Annotated in this window: 15 protein-coding genes; 1 reads left to right on the top strand and 14 read right to left on the bottom strand. The window is 45.1% G+C overall.

The features are described from left to right. Positions 1–6: 6 nt before the first annotated feature. From recR to R7P80_RS08215, 7 genes are all read right to left on the bottom strand, one after another. Positions 7–606 carry a recombination mediator RecR gene (gene recR / locus R7P80_RS08245; protein WP_005380619.1) on the bottom strand — a complete coding sequence of 200 codons (600 nt, stop codon included), beginning with the start codon at positions 604–606 and terminating at the stop codon, positions 7–9. 30 nt (positions 607–636) lie between these two features. Next, positions 637–966, bottom strand: a complete 330-nt coding sequence (locus tag R7P80_RS08240; RefSeq protein ID WP_005380618.1) for a YbaB/EbfC family nucleoid-associated protein — start codon at positions 964–966, stop codon at positions 637–639. Between the two features lie 82 nt (positions 967–1,048). After that, entirely contained in the window at positions 1,049–3,154 is a 2,106-nt protein-coding gene (gene dnaX / locus R7P80_RS08235; RefSeq protein ID WP_225491492.1) for a DNA polymerase III subunit gamma/tau, read from the bottom strand. An 8-nt stretch (positions 3,155–3,162) separates the two neighbouring features. Next, entirely contained in the window at positions 3,163–3,708 is a 546-nt protein-coding gene (gene apt, locus R7P80_RS08230) for an adenine phosphoribosyltransferase (protein ID WP_005380615.1), read from the bottom strand. Positions 3,709–3,870: 162 nt separating this feature from the next. After that, positions 3,871–4,257, bottom strand: a complete 387-nt coding sequence (locus tag R7P80_RS08225; RefSeq protein WP_080276930.1) for a YbaN family protein — start codon at positions 4,255–4,257, stop codon at positions 3,871–3,873. Positions 4,258–4,290: 33 nt separating this feature from the next. After that, positions 4,291–4,422, bottom strand: a complete 132-nt coding sequence (locus tag R7P80_RS08220; protein ID WP_005380608.1) for a hypothetical protein — start codon at positions 4,420–4,422, stop codon at positions 4,291–4,293. Positions 4,423–4,645: 223 nt separating this feature from the next. Continuing rightward, on the bottom strand, positions 4,646–5,752 hold the full coding sequence (locus R7P80_RS08215; protein WP_225491493.1) for a response regulator: 1,107 nt from the start codon (positions 5,750–5,752) through the stop codon (positions 4,646–4,648). A gap of 289 nt (positions 5,753–6,041) precedes the next feature. On the opposite strand from R7P80_RS08215, the gene R7P80_RS08210 reads away from it, so the two are divergent. After that, positions 6,042–6,917, top strand: coding sequence for a LysR family transcriptional regulator (locus tag R7P80_RS08210; protein WP_005384959.1), 876 nt, complete (start codon positions 6,042–6,044; stop codon positions 6,915–6,917). A 66-nt stretch (positions 6,918–6,983) separates the two neighbouring features. On the opposite strand, the gene purF is transcribed toward R7P80_RS08210, so the two are convergent. The 7 genes from purF to R7P80_RS08175 form a co-directional block, all read right to left on the bottom strand. Further along, the gene (gene purF / locus R7P80_RS08205; RefSeq protein ID WP_005380592.1) at positions 6,984–8,498 is read right to left on the bottom strand and encodes an amidophosphoribosyltransferase; all 1,515 of its coding nucleotides are present in this window, start codon (positions 8,496–8,498) and stop codon (positions 6,984–6,986) included. 36 nt (positions 8,499–8,534) lie between these two features. Then, the gene (locus R7P80_RS08200; protein WP_005380590.1) at positions 8,535–9,026 is read right to left on the bottom strand and encodes a CvpA family protein; all 492 of its coding nucleotides are present in this window, start codon (positions 9,024–9,026) and stop codon (positions 8,535–8,537) included. Between the two features lie 61 nt (positions 9,027–9,087). Continuing rightward, a complete protein-coding gene (locus R7P80_RS08195) occupies positions 9,088–9,681 on the bottom strand; it encodes an SPOR domain-containing protein (RefSeq protein WP_005380588.1) in 594 nt (197 codons plus the stop codon). Between the two features lie 14 nt (positions 9,682–9,695). Then, positions 9,696–10,958: a bifunctional tetrahydrofolate synthase/dihydrofolate synthase gene (gene folC / locus R7P80_RS08190; protein WP_225491494.1), complete on the bottom strand. Its 1,263-nt coding sequence runs from the start codon at positions 10,956–10,958 to the stop codon at positions 9,696–9,698. 46 nt (positions 10,959–11,004) lie between these two features. Further along, positions 11,005–11,931: an acetyl-CoA carboxylase, carboxyltransferase subunit beta gene (accD, locus tag R7P80_RS08185; protein ID WP_225491495.1), complete on the bottom strand. Its 927-nt coding sequence runs from the start codon at positions 11,929–11,931 to the stop codon at positions 11,005–11,007. A 197-nt stretch (positions 11,932–12,128) separates the two neighbouring features. After that, positions 12,129–12,923 (bottom strand): tRNA pseudouridine(38-40) synthase TruA, encoded by a 795-nt coding sequence (gene truA, locus R7P80_RS08180; protein WP_005380566.1) that lies wholly within the window; start codon positions 12,921–12,923, stop codon positions 12,129–12,131. A 142-nt stretch (positions 12,924–13,065) separates the two neighbouring features. Beyond that, positions 13,066–17,208 (bottom strand): FimV/HubP family polar landmark protein, encoded by a 4,143-nt coding sequence (locus R7P80_RS08175; protein WP_225491496.1) that lies wholly within the window; start codon positions 17,206–17,208, stop codon positions 13,066–13,068. Between the last annotated feature and the right edge of the window lie 7 nt (positions 17,209–17,215).

Here is a 17,215-nt window from a genome sequence, read left to right as displayed (position 1 = left end):
TTTTTATTAAATTCTGTGTCGACCTAATAGCGAATGTGACAACGTCGTGCCATCAACAAGCTCTAGCTCCCCACCGACAGGCACACCATGCGCGATGCGGCTGGCATCAACTTGGTGCTCTTTACATAGCTCTGCGATGTAGTGGGCAGTGGCTTCACCTTCAACTGTTGGGTTTGTCGCCAAAATCACTTCGGTAATATCACCGCGACGTAAGCGGTAATCAAGGACATCTAATCCAATATCACTTGGACCAATACCATCTAATGGCGACAAATGCCCCATAAGAACAAAATACCGACCAGAATATTGGCCTGTTGCTTCAACGGCTGCGATGTCTGCCGGGCTTTCTACCACACAAATTTGACCATTTTCTTGGCGTTTTGGGTTGGTACAAATGTGACAGACTTCTTCTTCGGTGAAGGTTCGACACTCAGTACAATGACCTATTTCTGTCATTGCCTGACTCAGCGCATCTGCAAGCTGCAAACCGCCTTTTCTATCGCGCTGTAACAAATGAAAGGCCATACGCTGCGCTGACTTGGGGCCAACCCCAGGTAGACAACGTAAGGCCTCCATCAATTGTTCCAGCATATGACTGGTACGCATTAAAAGTCCGCTTAATTAAATATCAGCAGATTAGAATGGCATTTTCATACCTGGTGGTAGTTGCATACCGCCAGTTACAGAAGCCATTTTCTCTTTTTGAGTTTCTTCAACACGACGGGCTGCATCGTTGAACGCCGCAGCGATCAGATCTTCAAGCATTTCTTTGTCGTCTTCCATCAAACTTTCATCGATGTCAACACGACGTACGCTGTGACTACCAGTGATAGTAACTTTAACTAGGCCAGCACCAGACTCGCCAGTTACTTCCATATTCGCGATTTCTTCTTGAAGCTTTTGCATGCGATCTTGCATTTGCTGGGCTTGCTTCATTAGGTTGCCCATACCGCCTTTACCAAACATGTTTATCTCTCTGGTTTAATGAGGTGTTGCATCAATTAATGGGGTTATACCTTTGGGTTTTCAACCCCATTCCATTCGATTATTAGATAGGGCGCACACTATCTTTATCAAGCTCTGCAGCAAAACGACGTTCAATAAATTGAACATTTGGATCGTTTTCTAAACTGTTCAGCGCTTGCTGTAATTTCTCTTGGTAGAGCCTATCTCTCAGTTCAAGTGGTGTTTCTCCACTCTCCCCTATTTCGATGCTCATGTGGCACTCTTCACCTAACACGGTATTAAGTGCTTTGAGCAATTCGGCTTGAGCTCTATCAGTATTCAAATGAGCTTGGCTGCTTCTCAATAGTAACGAAACGGTTGTTCCTTCCTTACTATAATGAGAGTTTAGCGCAAGTTGCTCTACCAGCTTAGGGATCTCCATTAAGCTGATTAGCTTCGCCCATTCATTATGTTCTAATGACTCATCGATGAGCTTTTGTGCCATTTCAGGCGTTTTCTCATGCTCAAGTGCCTGCTTGAGCTGCGTAGGTGTCAGTTTTGTATTTACTTTTGTCTCAACAGGCTTGCTTGGACGCCAGCGATACGCTTCTTCAACTTGTGGCTCCGTCGACTTCGGAGCTGAGTTTGGCGACACCTGCGCGGAATTGCCATGCAATTGCGCTACTCGGTCGATAACCGATTCTGGTTGTGCAGATGCCGCTTTAGGCTTTTTTGAGCCACCATTTTGAGGAGTGTTCTGTTGTAGGCCTTGACGCTGAGAACGTAATTGGTGACGTAAACCGCTTAGACCACCGCGCGCCGGTGTTGAAACGCTCTCTTGCACTTGTTGAGGTGGCGTTTCATGCTGCGGTGCAGGGTTTTCGCTCATCGGCGGCGCCATATCATACTGTGGCGGAACCGTCTCATATCCACTCGCGTGATATTCAGGTTGTGAATTGGATGAAGGTTGAGGAGCCACTTGTGGTGAGCTTTGTGCTGGACTCGGCTGCTGAGCTCGAGGAGATGCTACTGTCCGAGCTGGCGCAGCCTTTGGTTGACTGGTACTTTGAGCCGGAGATGACGCTGGCTCGCAGTTACTAGAAACAACATTTGCCCCACTGTTATTTGATGGGCGGAACGCCATCATACGCAGCACAATCATTTCCAGACCGACTCGCCCATTTGGCGAGAGAGTCAAATCTTCACGACCTTTCAATGCAATTTGATAGTAAAGCTGAACGTCTTGCGGACTTAGTGCTTTACTCAACAACTCGATTTTTTCTGCATCTGGCTGCGCTCGGTCTAGCGACGCTGGCAGCGCTTGATACATCGCAATTCGATGAAGCTGTGTTGCGACTTGCTGCAACAAACCATCCCACTCAACACCATTTGCTGCTAATTGCTGGATTTTATCCATGGCTTGTTGAGGTTGCTTGCTACTGATTGACTCTAGTAAGTGAATCGCTTGGTCGGTATCAATCGTCCCCAACATGTGGCTGACAATATCGGTTTGCACCGCACCGTTACCTAAAGCAATTGCTTGATCAGTCAAGCTAAGAGCATCACGCATACTGCCATCTGCAGCATGTGAGATCATACCCAACGCTTTTGGCTCTGCTGAAACTTGCTCTTGACCTAGGATGTAATCAAGTTGCTGGTGAATATCATCAACGCTGATTGGTTTCAGATGAAACTGAAGACAACGCGACAATATAGTGACAGGCAGCTTTTGTGGATCAGTTGTTGCGAGTAAGAACTTCACATACTCTGGCGGCTCTTCCAGGGTTTTCAACAACGCATTGAAAGAGTGACGCGATAGCATGTGCACCTCATCGATGAGGTACACTTTAAAACGTCCACGAGCAGGTTTGTATTGAACGTTGTCTAACAGTTCACGAGTGTCTTCAACTTTAGTACGTGATGCTGCGTCGATTTCAAGAAGATCGACAAAGCGACCTTCATCAATTTCACGACAAGTATCACACTTACCACAAGGTGTCGCGGTAATGCCGGTTTCGCAGTTCAAGCCTTTGGCAAACAGCCTACCGATACTCGTTTTACCCACACCACGAGTCCCGCTGAACAGATAAGCATGGTGTAAACGGTTTTGCGCCAGTGCGTTTTCCAACGCCGTCAGGACATGTTTTTGTCCGACAACTTGGTCAAACTGATTAGGACGCCATTTTCGCGCTAAAGCTAAATAACTCATTGAATGTATTAATGTCCTTCAAAATCGCAGATGCTGTACACGTTTAGACCTAGTGCTTCTAAACGTTTATCGCCACCGATTTCTGGTAGGTTGATAACGAACGCAGCGTGCTCAACTTCACCACCCAGTTGGCGAATCAGCTTAGTCGTCGCTTCAATAGTACCGCCCGTTGCCAATAAATCGTCGACAACCAGTACTTTGTCGCCTTCAACGATGGCATCTGTATGGATTTCTAGTGTATCAACGCCGTATTCAAGCTCATAAGATTGAGCAACAGTAGGGCGTGGTAGCTTGCCTGGTTTACGCACTGGTACAAAACCAACACCTAGCTCAAGCGCTAAAGGCGCGCCAAATAGAAAGCCACGAGCTTCCGTACCCACAACCTTGGTAAAGCCCATATCTTTGTAACGTTCAACAAGTAAGTTGATCGTCGCTTGGTATGCTTTCGCATCTTCAAGAAGGCTCGTCACATCACGAAATAGAATGCCTGGCTTTGGGTAGTCTTGGATGCTTTTGATGCTAGATTTGATCAGTGAAATTGTTTCTGTAGTCATAATACCGATTTACTTAGATTGGCTCATCGCCCTCTCTAATCGCAGTATCACGAGGGCAACGAACAATAGGTTTTCACCACTATGTGCTTATTTTCGTAAAAGTCACAGGCGCTGAAAATACAAACGCCCACTCGAAGAGCGGGCACACTATTCTCTACAATCTTAGTGATTTTCTTCTCGGTCAGCAACCAACTCAATCACAGGCAGACGCATAAACCAGCTGAGTAAAACGATTAGCATCACTAAAAGACCAATTTTTACCCAAACGAGGGGGACAACAACGATTGAAACCATGAAACTAAGCGCAATAAAAATCGCACCACGCTTTTTTACTTTTGAAGTAACAGCCCGATGCTTATGCCAATTGTCGAGAATGGGTCCAAACGTTTTGTGGTTATGTAACCATTGATGAAATGCGGGGCTACCACGCATAAAACATGCGCTAGCAAGCAAAATAAAAGGTGTGGTGGGTAAAAGTGGAAGGGCTATGCCGGCTATGCCGAGCACAATACAGAGTCCACCAACAGTATTGAAAAAGTAACGCTTAATACGAATGGTGAACTCCGGTACAAAATAGCTAGATTAAAAGCCTGCGTAACCATTCATTACACGAAGCCAGGTTAGCGTTGCAGGAAGTGTTGGGATCAAAAGAACTGCAATAAAACCTAAAAAGTAAAAAATATTATAAGGCTCTTTAAAATCTTTGTCTGCCATGATGTGTCTTCTCACTAGTTGACTTTGCTTCTCCCAAGGCACAGCGTTAAATTATCGTTGCACAAATGGGTCATTATTGTTTTAAGCGCTGACTATACATTAAACAGCCAAATCTAAACACCAGTAAAAAGTAAGGTTATTAAACTAAACGTATGTTGTTTTGGTGGTTCTAAAAAGATAATAAGCAGCGTAAGGACGCTGCTTATTGGTTTGCAAGTCATAATTATACTAGTCGGGATTTCCGGGTAATACTTAAACTAAAACTTGAAGAACCTAAACACCCGATAGACAACTGTCCTGCAACACTAAGCGGTAAATCGCGGGTGATGAAGTTTTTCATACTTCCTCCCCCTAAACGGTTACCTGCTGCGATGTGTTGACTCGTATTTCCGTCAGACCAATGGCTATCTAAACCCGCAGGCAATATAGAGACCAAGGATGAAGCGAGGTCGGCGACACCAAACACAGCATTGACTGCACCCGCACACTCCGAACACTCAATTCCTTTTTCAATGATCCCTACCATGTCCTTGAGATCAGCACTGAAACTTTTCAAGTTACGGAGATAATCGTCAAACAATGCCCTAACGAGCAATGTCGTCGCAACTCCATCATTAGCTTGGGAAGCAGAATCAACGAGATAAAACGCAAATTGACCATTCATTAACCAACGATAATCGAAAACCAAGGGCATCACATCCGTCGATTGCAATAAACGGTACGAGCAGCGCCAATCTCCCTGAGCAGCATCCTTCTCTGGCAATAGCGCTTGCAGTAAATCTCTTGCCGCACTCGGATTCTGTTGTAAATATTCCAGATGCCAATACAGCTCTTGTTCATCTGGGATTTCACCACCATCATCAACCCTGAACCACTGACTTGAAAAGTCACGTTGTTCTGAGAAGTGACTATCGGTATCTTCTAGCGTATTCTCTATCGCCTGAGATAGGTGCTCATAATTACCTATCGGTTTAGGAAGAAAATCTTTAATACCAAATCGCAACGCTTTCGCGACATCGGACATTTCATCCGTGCCTGATACCACGATAAGCGGCATATATGGGTATTCGAGACTAACTTCTTCGACGAACTCGATACCATCTAAGACCGGCATCGATAAATCACATAAGATAAGATCGGGTTGGCATTCCCTGAGTTGTTGAAGCGCTTCTAGGCCGTTTTCTGCTTCTACTACTTTAAAACCCTGACTTTCTAAATAGGCATTGGTTACTTTACGAAATATTGGATCATCGTCCACCAACATTATTAGTTTTTGATTAATCACTTCCTGTGCCGAGACCATTGCCGTTTGACTGTGAGTCTTAAACATACCTTTATCCCTCACAAAGCTCAGTCAAAAAAACAGATTTATTATTAAGTCATTATTTTTGTTGTGTTTACTTCCAGCAAAACGTGTCACAGCAAGACCTGAGGCCGCTTCGCCTTGTTATAAAACTTAGCTCGGAAACTGCATTAATACAAATATTACGGCGTATAACAGTATTTACTCAAACAGGGTTGCTGTGTTCAAATGATGCAACATGTTGACTTAAAGCAAGCTTTGATCACAAAGTTAATTATAAATTAACCGTAATCGGTAATTTAATGTGTCTGGAAATATGAAATTAGATGACTTAAACCTGTTTCGACTGGTTGTCGAAAATGGGAGCTACACCGCAACTTCGCGAAAAACCATGATCCCGGTTGCGACCATCACCCGACGCATTCAAGCGCTAGAAGACTCTGTCAATCTTCGACTATTGAACCGTCATGCTCGCAAACTCTCGCTCACTGAAGCAGGGGAACGTTTTTACCATGAGTGCTCTCCTTTACTACAAAGGCTAACAACCGCAGCAGAGGAAATCACTGACGACTGCCGAGGAGCATCCGGCAAGATTAAGATATCCGCGCCTTACAACTTAACTAAACGAATGATGATGCCGATGTTCAACAGCTTTATGAAGCAGTACCCGGACATCAACATTGAGCTAACGACAGAGAATAATGCGGACAAGCTTGACCCTACTGAATGGGATGTAATTTTTCGAGTGGGACCTCAACGCGACTCTAGCCTCATCGCGCGTAAGATTGGCGAAGTGAAGGATATTCTCGTTGCAAGCCCTGACTATCTAACCTCGAATCCTGCGCCACATCATGCAGAAGAGCTCTCTAACCATTCATTGCTAAAAGGGTACCCGCTTATTAAGTGGACCTTGATTAATAGCAAAGGCGAGTCTGTGGTGAATGTTGACCGTGGTCGTTTTCAAGCAAACGCGCTCAATGTGGTGCGCAGCGCTTGTTCCGAAGGTTTAGGCATCACACTAATGCCAGATGTCATGATCAAAGAGTACATCGAGAGCGGCGATTTGGTACGCGTACTGCCAGATTGGAGTGCAAACCCGCGCGACATTTATATGCTTTACAACCACAAAGATCACCTGCCAGAGAAAGTTCGCCTCTTTATTGACTTTGTGATCGCTTATAACATTCACTAATTAGATAGCGAAAACAAAAACCAGAGCCGAAGCTCTGGTTTTTTTTACGACTTAAGAAAGCGCATCCTATGCGCCTTCGTTATGAAGCTCTAGGTTTGCTAAGTCCTGTTGGATTTCAAGTTGTGTTTTCGCATCATCGTTACGAAGACCATCTAAAAAATCTAGGTATTGTTGGTCGATATCACCCGTTACGTATTCACCGTTAAACACGGAAGTATCGAACTGAGTAATGTCTTGATTTCCAAGACCTACAGCTTCTACCAAATCTTCTAGACGTTGATAAATAAGCGCATCGGCACCAATCTGCTTACAAATTGTATCGTTGTCACGGCCATGGGCAATAAGCTCTGTAGCACTTGGCATATCAATGCCGTATACGTTCGGGAAACGAACTTCAGGAGCCGCTGAGACCATGTACACTTTCTTGGCACCAGAATCACGAGCCATCTCTATAATCTGCTCTGACGTTGTACCTCGAACAATAGAGTCATCCACCAGCAACACATTCTTACCTTTGAATTCCGAACGAATAGCATTCAACTTGCGACGTACTGATTTCTTACGTTGTTGCTGGCCAGGCATGATAAACGTACGTCCAACATAACGGTTTTTCACGAAACCCTGGCGATAAGGGATATCGATCGCTTGTGCGATTTGCAGTGCAATGTCGCAAGACGTTTCAGGGATAGGAATGACAACATCGATATCAAGGTTTGCGTAATCTTCACGAATACGTTCGCCCAGCTTTTTACCCATTTCAACGCGAGCGCTGTATACCGAAATTTTATCGATGAACGAATCTGGACGAGCAAAGTACACGAACTCGAAAATACAAGGGTTCAGCTTAGGATTATCTGCACACTGCTTCGTGTAAAGCTCACCGTCAAACGTTGCGTAAATCGCTTCACCAGGTGCAACATCACGGACGAAATCAAAACCGACCGCATCCAATGCCACCGATTCAGACGCAACCATGTACTCTGCTCTGCCGTTAACTTCACGCTTACCTAAACACAGCGGGCGAATACCGTGTGGGTCACGAAATGCAATCATACCATGACCAATGATCATAGCTGTCACAGCATAAGCACCGCGAATTGTGCGATGAACATTGGTGACTGCGCGGAATACGTCTTCGGTCGTGACATTTCCTTTTACTGAGTCAATTTCGTGCGCGAGTACATTTAGTAATACTTCAGAGTCTGAAGTGGTATTGATATGACGGCGATCTTTTTCAAACAGCTTCTGACGAACTTCGTTGGCGTTAGTCAAGTTACCGTTGTGGGCAAGTGTAATACCGAAAGGAGAGTTTACGTAGAAAGGTTGAGCTTCTGAAGCGCTTGAACTGCCTGCTGTAGGGTAACGAACATGACCAATTCCGACCTCGCCTTGCAGGCGTTGCATGTGTCTTGCTTCAAATACATCCTTGACTAAACCGTTCGCCTTACGCAGACGAAAACGATTGCTTTCTATGGTACAAATACCAGCGGCATCTTGGCCACGATGCTGTAACACCGTTAACGCGTCATAAATAGACTGGTTTACAGGCGTTGTGCCCACGATTCCAACAATACCACACATGTCCTAATCCTCGATTTGCGACAGTAGCTGGCACTACTAGATAGTGCCAGACAGAAAACTTGATGTTGCTTGTAAATGCTCGAAGAATGGGGCGATGATACGGCTGAACTCAGGGATCAACTGTGAATCTTTCCACCAATCCGAGCTTGGGAATGCAGTAAACGCATCCATAAAAAACAGCACCGCAGAAACAATTAAGACTCCGCGTAGACCACCAAATACAATCCCGAGAATTCGGTCCGTACCTGATAGCCCTGTTTTTTGTACCAGTTGACCAATGACGTAATTCACCACTGCACCAACTACCAAGGTTGCGACAAATAACGCCGCGATCGCCGCTCCGTTACGAAACATATCATCTTCGATGTTGGTGAAGTACACCGCCAATTTGGCATAGTAATTACTGGAGATAAAAAACGCTCCGAACCAAATCACCAAAGACAAAGCTTCTTTAGCAAAACCGCGAACTAAACTGATCAGAGCTGAAAATCCGATCACACCTAAAATGATAAAATCTATCCAATTCATCTTTTCTTCATCTTAAGTTGGCGCGCATTTTAACAGAAAAAATGCTGACGCAAACGTTTTCTTATGGATTTAATGGCTTAAATTTAAGCAATTGACCTTTTGAACCTGTAATTTTTTGTAATTCTTGAACTTGTCGTTCAAGTTTACTTTTTGACACATCAGGGCCAACAATCACTCTCGTAAACTCGTTTTCTTTCTTTGTGTGAGCTTGATAACCACGCTTTTGCAAATCCGCGACAAGCGCGACAGCATTTTCGTGATTCTTAAGTGCCATCAACTGAATGATCCAAGCTGAATCTTCATATTGATTTTTCTCTTGAACAGGACGAGTGACGACCTCAACTTGCTCTGGTTGTTTGATGACCTCAGGTTTAGATGTTGGCACTGGCTCGGGCTCAGAAACGGCTACTTGAGCATCCTCACGTTCTTGCACTACAGCTTCAACCGGAGAATCCGGTAACGTAATGTCGTCTTCCACTGGCTCTAATATTTCGAAGTTTTCCACATCACTATCAAGTTCTGGTTTGATAGGAATACTGGCAAATTCTTCTTTGTAGTGCAGTTTCTTACCATCTAGCACATCGGGAAGAACAATGACTCCGACTGCGACTAGAATGATGGTGCCGACTAAACGACTTTGGAATTTACTTGCCATCAAAATACCTTTACTTATTTATTATTTGATTGCCAATGTTCCAATACCTCTCCGACGGTATGGAATGAGCCAACCACCAGAATAACGTCTCCTGCCTTTGCGTAGCTTCTCGCACTCTCGAAGGCGTCAACAGGGTTTTCAAAATGAACTTGCCCATCAGGTAAGTATTGGCACAATTCATCAGCGGTCGCCGCTCTCGGTCCAGTAAGCGACGCTGGATACCATTGTGTTGCAACTGGAGTTAGCGCTTCAATGGTTGCTTTAATGTCCTTGTCATGCAGCATTGCAACCACAATATGGATATTCTTACCCAGATATTGTTGCTTCACTCTCTCTACCAAATACTCAGCAGAGTGCGGGTTATGAGCGACATCAAGGACTATTTCAGGTTCGTGATGCAGTACCTGCATACGCCCCGCCAAACGAGCATTATTCAAGCCATTGACAATATTTATGTCAGTGATTTGCAATTCCGAAGCCCCTAGTGCCATCAGTGCAGTGGCTGCATTTTGTAATGGTAGCGATGGGATTGGTAAATCCTCTAACTCAAATGCCCCACTGCTCCATTTCCAACCATTATCAGTTAGTTGGTAATCGTACTGAATACCTACTTGGAAGAACTCAGAACCAATATCGTCAGCATGAGCCGCCACGGTCGCTGGTGGCGTTGGTTGACCACAAATTGCTGGCTTCCCTGAACGGTAAATGCCCGCTTTTTCAAAGCCAATAACATTGATGTCATCACCAAGCCAATCCACATGATCGATCGCTAAGCTCGTAATAACAGAAACATCATGGTCAACAACGTTAGTGGCGTCTAGACGACCGCCAAGTCCTACTTCAAGTAAGACAACGTCAACTTTCTCTACTTGGAAAATACGTAGCGCAGCAAGTGTACCGAATTCAAAGAGGCTAAGGCTAATATCACCACGCTGCTTTTCTACATAATCGAATGCTTCACAGTGCTTTGCATCTACAACGTCAACGCCATTAATGCGTACACGCTCGTTGTAACGAATCAGGTGCGGAGAACTGTAAACACCGACTGAATAGCCAGCATCAAGTAAAATGGCTTCCATTAACGCACACGTTGAGCCTTTGCCATTGGTTCCGGCAACGGTGATTACTGTTGGAGCTGGTTTGGTAAGATTGGCTTTGTTTGCTACCGCTTGGACACGGTCTAAGCCTAGATCAATTGCTGAGGAATGAATATTTGCTAAATAATCAAGCCACATCTCTAATGAAGATGTGGCTTGAGGAATTGGGTTTTGGGTCATCTAACTTTAACCATTAAATTCTTTGGTTTTTATGTTAGTTGATACTTTACCCTTTTTCGTCCGCTTCTGGTACAGAATATGGCTCTTCATTTGGAGATTCGTTAACCGAAACCACCAAAGGAGACTTGTGGTTAGTCATCTTAGCGATAAGACCACCCACACGCTGACGCATTTCACGACGGTCAACGATCATATCAATAGCACCGTGATCAAGTAGGAACTCACTACGCTGGAAACCTTCAGGAAGATCTTCACGTACAGTTTGCTCGATTACACGACGACCAGCAAAGCCAATGAGGGCCTTAGGTTCACCGATGTTGATATCACCCAACATAGCCAAACTTGCTGATACACCACCCATTGTAGGGTCAGTTAGAACAGAAATAAACGGCAGACCTTGTTCTGATAAACGCTCAAGCGCAGCACTGGTTTTTGCCATTTGCATAAGAGACATTAAAGCCTCTTGCATACGAGCACCACCACTTGCTGAGAAACAAACAAGCGCACAGTTATTTTCAATGGCTGCATCCACTGCTTTCACAAAGCGAGCACCAACGACTGAACCCATTGAACCACCCATAAAGGAGAATTCAAACGCACACGCCACAAGCGGCAGACCAAGCAATTCACCCTGCATAACAACTAGCGCATCTTTCTCGCCGCTGTTTTTTTGTGCAGCAGAGATACGCTCTTTGTATCGCTTAGAATCTTTAAATTTCAGTTTATCCTGTGGCTCAAGTTCAGAACCTAGTTCAACTCGATTACCTTCATCTAAAAATGTTTCCAAACGACGACGCGCTTTCATACGCATGTGATGGTTACACTTTGGACAAACTTCTAAGTTACGCTCTAGTTCAGCATGGTATAAAACCTGTTCACAAGAGGTACATTTAGTCCACACACCTTCTGGGATAGAAGCTTTGCGTGAACTTACTAGATTGCTTTTCTCTAAAATCTTTTCAAGCCAACTCATGGAAGACCTTTTCTCTCAACTCTTCCGCTTCATTGCGAAAGATATAAATTCGACATAATACCGACGGATTAAACCATATCTTGCAGCTACTGTAGATAAAAAACTGGTTGTACCTATTTTTGATATCGTAAATAGCGTATGTTTTCCGTTCACATTCAATGTAAACACTACCGATATTTTGAAATAAGTTTGTAAAATTAGTTCAAATTATCTGGTAAAAACAGTGGACCGATCGGCACTTCAGGTAACCCAAACTCTTCTGGGTAGTCTACATCTACCAGGTACAGACCTTCCGCTTTCGCTGTCGCACCCGCTAGTTTGCGATCTTTGGCTTCTAATAACCACTTGATCCATTCAGGACTCTCTTCGCCACGTCCAACTTTTATCAAGCTACCCGTGATATTACGAACCATATGATGCACGAACGCATTGGCTTTAATATCAATAACCACATAGTTCCCATGGCGCGTAACGTTCAGATGCATCAAGTTTCGAAATGGGCTGCGAGACTGACAATGCGCCGCGCGAAACGACGTAAAATCATTTTCGCCGAGTAGGAACTGCCCTGCTTCATGCATTTTTTTCTCGTCGAGCTCACCATGATAGTGACTAACCCCCGAGTTTAGGATGCCTGGACGTAAAGCATGATTGAAAATAATGTAACGATAACGGCGAGCTGTCGCTGAGAATCTTGCATGGAAATCATCTGAAACTTCCTTAGCCCAACGAACCGCTATATCGCTTGGCATGTTCGCGTTTGCGCCCATGGTCCAAGCTACCATTTTTCGAGTAACGTTGGTATCAAAGTGCACAACTTGTCCCGTGCCATGCACGCCTGCGTCTGTCCGACCAGCACACTGAACTTCAACTGGGTGATTAGCGACGACGGACAATGCTTTCTCTAGCTCTTCTTGGACACTTTTCACTTCTCTTTGGCGCTGCCAACCAAAGTAGTTTGTACCGTTGTACTCGATACCTAATGCGATTCTCATCTTAACCTTCGAACTCTAAAATGGGGCGGGAAGTATATACTCAAGTCACCTCAAGTTGCCAGTTTCACCAAGGGTAACATAAAGGTAGCATCCTACTAACGGGACACAAAAAGGGTAGCAAACGCTACCCTTTTGTTTCGGTTTATCGGCCATTAATGGCATCAATCAGGCTTTTTGCTTCGCGGCGAATATCATCCTCACCGTAAACAATCGCCTCTTCTAGTAGTTTAATCGCCCCTTGAGAATCGTTCATCTCGAGATAGATTTTAGCCAAATCCAGTTTCCCAGCCGCTTCAGCATTGCTATCTACGTCAATATCGCCGATCTCGCCGATAACATCTGGAAACTCGTTCAATCCGACATCGAGCTTAAGGTCTTCCTCTTCGAACTCACCACCTTCTCTGTCGACCTGAGCCATCAATTCATCAATCGTCATAAATTGATTTTTCTTCGGGTCGAAGTCATCCAAGTCGCTTTGCTCTGCCCAGTTTTCTTGCGCGATCTTTGGCTGACTTAGTGCATCACTCGAATTCCAAACATCACGCTGGTCCTCAGGCACTTCTTCAGTAGAACTTACGTTATCAGCGGCGGGTTTAAAGCCATCCCAATCATCTCCAACATCAAGCATGGTTTCAAAATCCATACCTGCACTTGCGATGGTGTCACTGTCTAGTTTACCTTCAAATACTTCTGAGTTTGCGTCTTCCGCAAGAAGGTTAGCCATTGATGATTCATCATCCAAATTACTGAGCGGCTCACCCTCTGTCGCTGTTGGCTGCACTTCTGGGTCAGTATCAAAGCCGTTTTGCTGCGCAAAGACTTCAAACAAAGCATCATGATCGTTATCGGCTTGAATAGCTGGTCTCGATGTCTCTGCTTCAACCTTAGGGCTCTCTGGCGCACCCTCGTTCATTGACGCGAGAACATCTTCCTCATTGAACTCTGGAAGATCTTGGTCGTCAAAACTTAACTCTTCATCCTCACCGGAGATTGGTTCTATATCTGCAGTCTCAGAGCTCGGTAATTCTGGCTCTTCTTCCATCGACGCCAATGCGTCTTCTTCACTGAATTCTGGAAGATCCAGCTCATCAAAATTGAACTCTTCTTCGGACTCAGCTGGCAAGTCGGCTTCAACCTGTTCTGGCTCAACGGACTCGGACGTTTCTAACGCAGGTTCGCCAGCCATAGACGCCAGTGCATCTTCTTCACTGAACTCTGGCAAATCGAGCTCATCAAAATTGAACTCTTCTTCGGACTCAGTTGGCAAGTCGGCTTCAACTTGTTCTGGCTCAACGGACTCGGACGTTTCTAACGCAGGTTCGCCAGCCATAGACGCCAATGCGTCGTCTTCACTAAACTCAGGAAGATCCAGCTCATCAAAATTGAACTCTTCTTCGGACTCGGTTGGTAAGTCAGCTTCGACTTGCTCTGGTTTAACGGACTCGGACGTTTCTAACTCCGGCTCATCCGTCATAGACGCCAATGCGTCGTCTTCACTAAACTCAGGAAGATCCAGCTCATCAAAATTGAACTCTTCTTCGGACTCAGCTGGCAAGTCGGCTTCAATTTGTTCTGGTTCAACGGACTCGGACGTTTCTAACGCAGGTTCGCCAGCCATAGATGCTAGAGCATCTTCTTCGCTGAATTCTGGAAGATCTAGCTCATCAAAATTGAATTCTTCTTCTGAATCGTTGGTCGACTCAGTTTCCGGCTCCAATTCAGGCTCATCCAGTAGCCAATCTTCTTCTTGTGGAACACCGAATTCATTTTCTATTGTATTTGGTGTCGGCGTGAAGGCTGGAATGTCTTCCTCTTGCTCAACGTGAGGCTGTACCTCAGCATCGGACTCCACGTATGGTTCTTGTGTTGAATCAGTATCGGTAGCCTCTTGTTGTAGTGATGAAGCTTCCTCTATCTCCGTTTGTGTTTTTTCAACTTGCTGCGGTAAATCGTCTTCACTATCAAATAGAGCGTCAAGTTCAGCAGAAAAATCCGCTTTTTCTTGTTCTGTTGGCAGAAGTTCTTCACTGTCTGACTCAAATAGGTCGTCTAGCTCGCTCATTAAAGGATCATTCTCTGGTGAGAGGTCCTCTAAATCACCAAGAAATTCATCGCTGCTAAATGGCTCTGAAGCAGCCTCTGGCTCGGTTAATGGTTGATCTTTTGCAGCGTCTGGTTGGCTTTCACTTAATAAAGCGTCGATGTCCAATCCAGACTCAATGTCCTGATCTTCATGAGTTTGTTCTGACTCAACTACGGAAGATGGCTTTTCGTCGGCGTCTGATTCACCAAAACCAAGTGATTTCAGTAACTCTTCCTCTTCCGATTTATTCTGCTCTGGGCTCTCGTCCTCTCGAATCAGATCATCAAACGGATCTAAATCAGCTTCAGTCTCTTCATCAAGTTCAGAGGTAACATCATCAATGAGTTCATCCAGTAAGTCTGTGCTATCTGCGTCTAACTCTTCGATCGAGTCATCACCTTCAAAACCAGAGATTGCTTCTAGCTCGTTTAGTGGATCAAACTCGTCTGTGTCATCTTCATCAAAATCAATGAGTTCATCGAGTAGCTCTGTACTGTTTTCATCTAGAACAGGACCTTCATTGGCGTCAGCTTCTCGAACTTCCGATTCACTAGCCGGTTGTTCATACTGGGCCAATAGTTTATCGATATCGTCGTCAGATGCCTCTCCAACACTAAAGTCATCATCCGAAACGGGCTGTTTTAACTCAGGCTCATCAGTATCTAAATCGAAGTCATCGTTGCCAAGTTCAGCAAACAAGTCATCAAGCATATCCTGGTCGACAGTGTCACTTGGTAACTCTTCTGACGGCTCATCGGCTGCAAGTAACTCGGCAAATGCGTCGTCTGAAAGTGAGTCTGATTTCTCATTCGTATCATCCGAAAGATCGAAGCCAGACTCATCGTCATCGAGCACTTCTAGTTCTGGAGCAACCTCATCTAAGGCTCGCTCCATTTCTTCTAAACCAAGCGCTTTTTCTTCGCCGTTGACTTGGATACCATTGTTCGATGACTCAAACTCATCCAGACCAACATCTAGGTCACCGTCATCGCCAATATCTGCAAATGGGTCATCGTCCCCTTCCAGATTGAAATCAAGTTCTTCATCGTCGAGGTTAGCAAAGACGTCTTCTTCTAAATCTGACTTCTCTTCTTGTAAAGACTGTGTGTTGATATCTTCATCTGCAAACAATTCATCATCAAGCGTGAGCTCTTCATCAAGCTCATCCGCCGCCGCTAAACCGATTGTCGCCGCAAGAGGATCAACGTTTTGCTGTTCCTGTGCAGCCGCATCTTCCTCTTTCGCTTTAGAGCGTCGACCAAGAAGCATAACAACTAGCAACGCAATCAAAGCACCAGGAATTAATGCCGCAAGACCAACAAGCCAACCATTCGACAAAATTTTGTCCATGGTGCTTGGTTGCATGCGTTGTTGTTCAGCAAGGCGCTGGCGTTCTTCAGCAAGCAGCTTCTCGACTTCCGAGCGAATGCGTTCTTCGTCATTCAGCTCGCTTTTCAAAGTTTCGACTTCGCTTTGCACTTCTGACAGCATCAATCGAAGACGATGATTCTTCTCTTCTAATGACTCTAATTCACTTTGTGAGCCTTGAAGTTTGTCCTTTAGCGCACTGACCTGCTTTTCACCCTGCGGAGAGGTGGTTACTGGTGGCGCAGGGATGACGGGTATTGTTTTCGGAGTTGGTTTTGGCTCCGTTGCTGCCACTGTCTCTCGCTTAGCCGCAGGCTTGGGTTCTACTTTAATTTGTGGCTTTGGTTGCTCGGTGACTCGTTGTGCTGGCGTCGCTCTATTTGTCGGCTTCGGCTGTTTTAACTTAGCTTCATGCGCCTTCATAATCGCAACAGCTTGCGCTGTGGTCGCGCTTTGCACTTGCTCTAGAGAAGGTACTCGTAGCCGACTACCTGGGATCAATTCATGAATGTTTTGGTTCTCAAACGCTTGAGGGTTAATTCGGTAAATGGCAAGAAGCGTTTGTTGAACGGTAACACCGCGTGAAGGTCGTAATTCTGAAGCGATCGACCATAGTGTTTGATTTTCACCAGTCGGACCAAAGAAACGTGACGGTTGAGTATTCGCAGGAGGAGCAGGTAATGCTCGCTCAATATCTTCAGCATAGCTCGGAGATGATTGCACTTCACCAGACGGTCCAACAAGACGAATTCCTTCGGCTTGAACCACTGATGATGTCTGAGTCGCGCTCATCAACACAAGGGCTGCTAACAAACGCTTATAATTTTGACGCATAGAAGGC

Origin of the sequence: Vibrio sp. 2092, assembly GCF_033339635.1 — a bacterium.
Lineage (GTDB): Bacteria > Pseudomonadota > Gammaproteobacteria > Enterobacterales > Vibrionaceae > Vibrio > Vibrio alginolyticus.
Note: the sequence above shows the minus strand (reverse complement) of the source record. Positions and strands in the feature narration are given on the sequence as shown.

Coding starts and splice junctions, on each gene's coding strand:
- R7P80_RS08210 (WP_005384959.1), top strand. CDS start 6,042: ATGAAATTAGATGACTTAAACCTGTTTCGACTGGTTGTCGAAAATGGG.
- apt (WP_005380615.1), bottom strand. CDS start 3,708: ATGACTACAGAAACAATTTCACTGATCAAATCTAGCATCAAAAGCATC.
- R7P80_RS08215 (WP_225491493.1), bottom strand. CDS start 5,752: ATGTTTAAGACTCACAGTCAAACGGCAATGGTCTCGGCACAGGAAGTG.
- R7P80_RS08240 (WP_005380618.1), bottom strand. CDS start 966: ATGTTTGGTAAAGGCGGTATGGGCAACCTAATGAAGCAAGCCCAGCAA.
- accD (WP_225491495.1), bottom strand. CDS start 11,931: ATGAGTTGGCTTGAAAAGATTTTAGAGAAAAGCAATCTAGTAAGTTCA.
- truA (WP_005380566.1), bottom strand. CDS start 12,923: ATGAGAATCGCATTAGGTATCGAGTACAACGGTACAAACTACTTTGGT.
- R7P80_RS08195 (WP_005380588.1), bottom strand. CDS start 9,681: ATGGCAAGTAAATTCCAAAGTCGTTTAGTCGGCACCATCATTCTAGTC.
- R7P80_RS08175 (WP_225491496.1), bottom strand. CDS start 17,208: ATGCGTCAAAATTATAAGCGTTTGTTAGCAGCCCTTGTGTTGATGAGC.
- recR (WP_005380619.1), bottom strand. CDS start 606: ATGCGTACCAGTCATATGCTGGAACAATTGATGGAGGCCTTACGTTGT.
- R7P80_RS08220 (WP_005380608.1), bottom strand. CDS start 4,422: ATGGCAGACAAAGATTTTAAAGAGCCTTATAATATTTTTTACTTTTTA.
- purF (WP_005380592.1), bottom strand. CDS start 8,498: ATGTGTGGTATTGTTGGAATCGTGGGCACAACGCCTGTAAACCAGTCT.
- folC (WP_225491494.1), bottom strand. CDS start 10,958: ATGACCCAAAACCCAATTCCTCAAGCCACATCTTCATTAGAGATGTGG.
- dnaX (WP_225491492.1), bottom strand. CDS start 3,154: ATGAGTTATTTAGCTTTAGCGCGAAAATGGCGTCCTAATCAGTTTGAC.
- R7P80_RS08200 (WP_005380590.1), bottom strand. CDS start 9,026: ATGAATTGGATAGATTTTATCATTTTAGGTGTGATCGGATTTTCAGCT.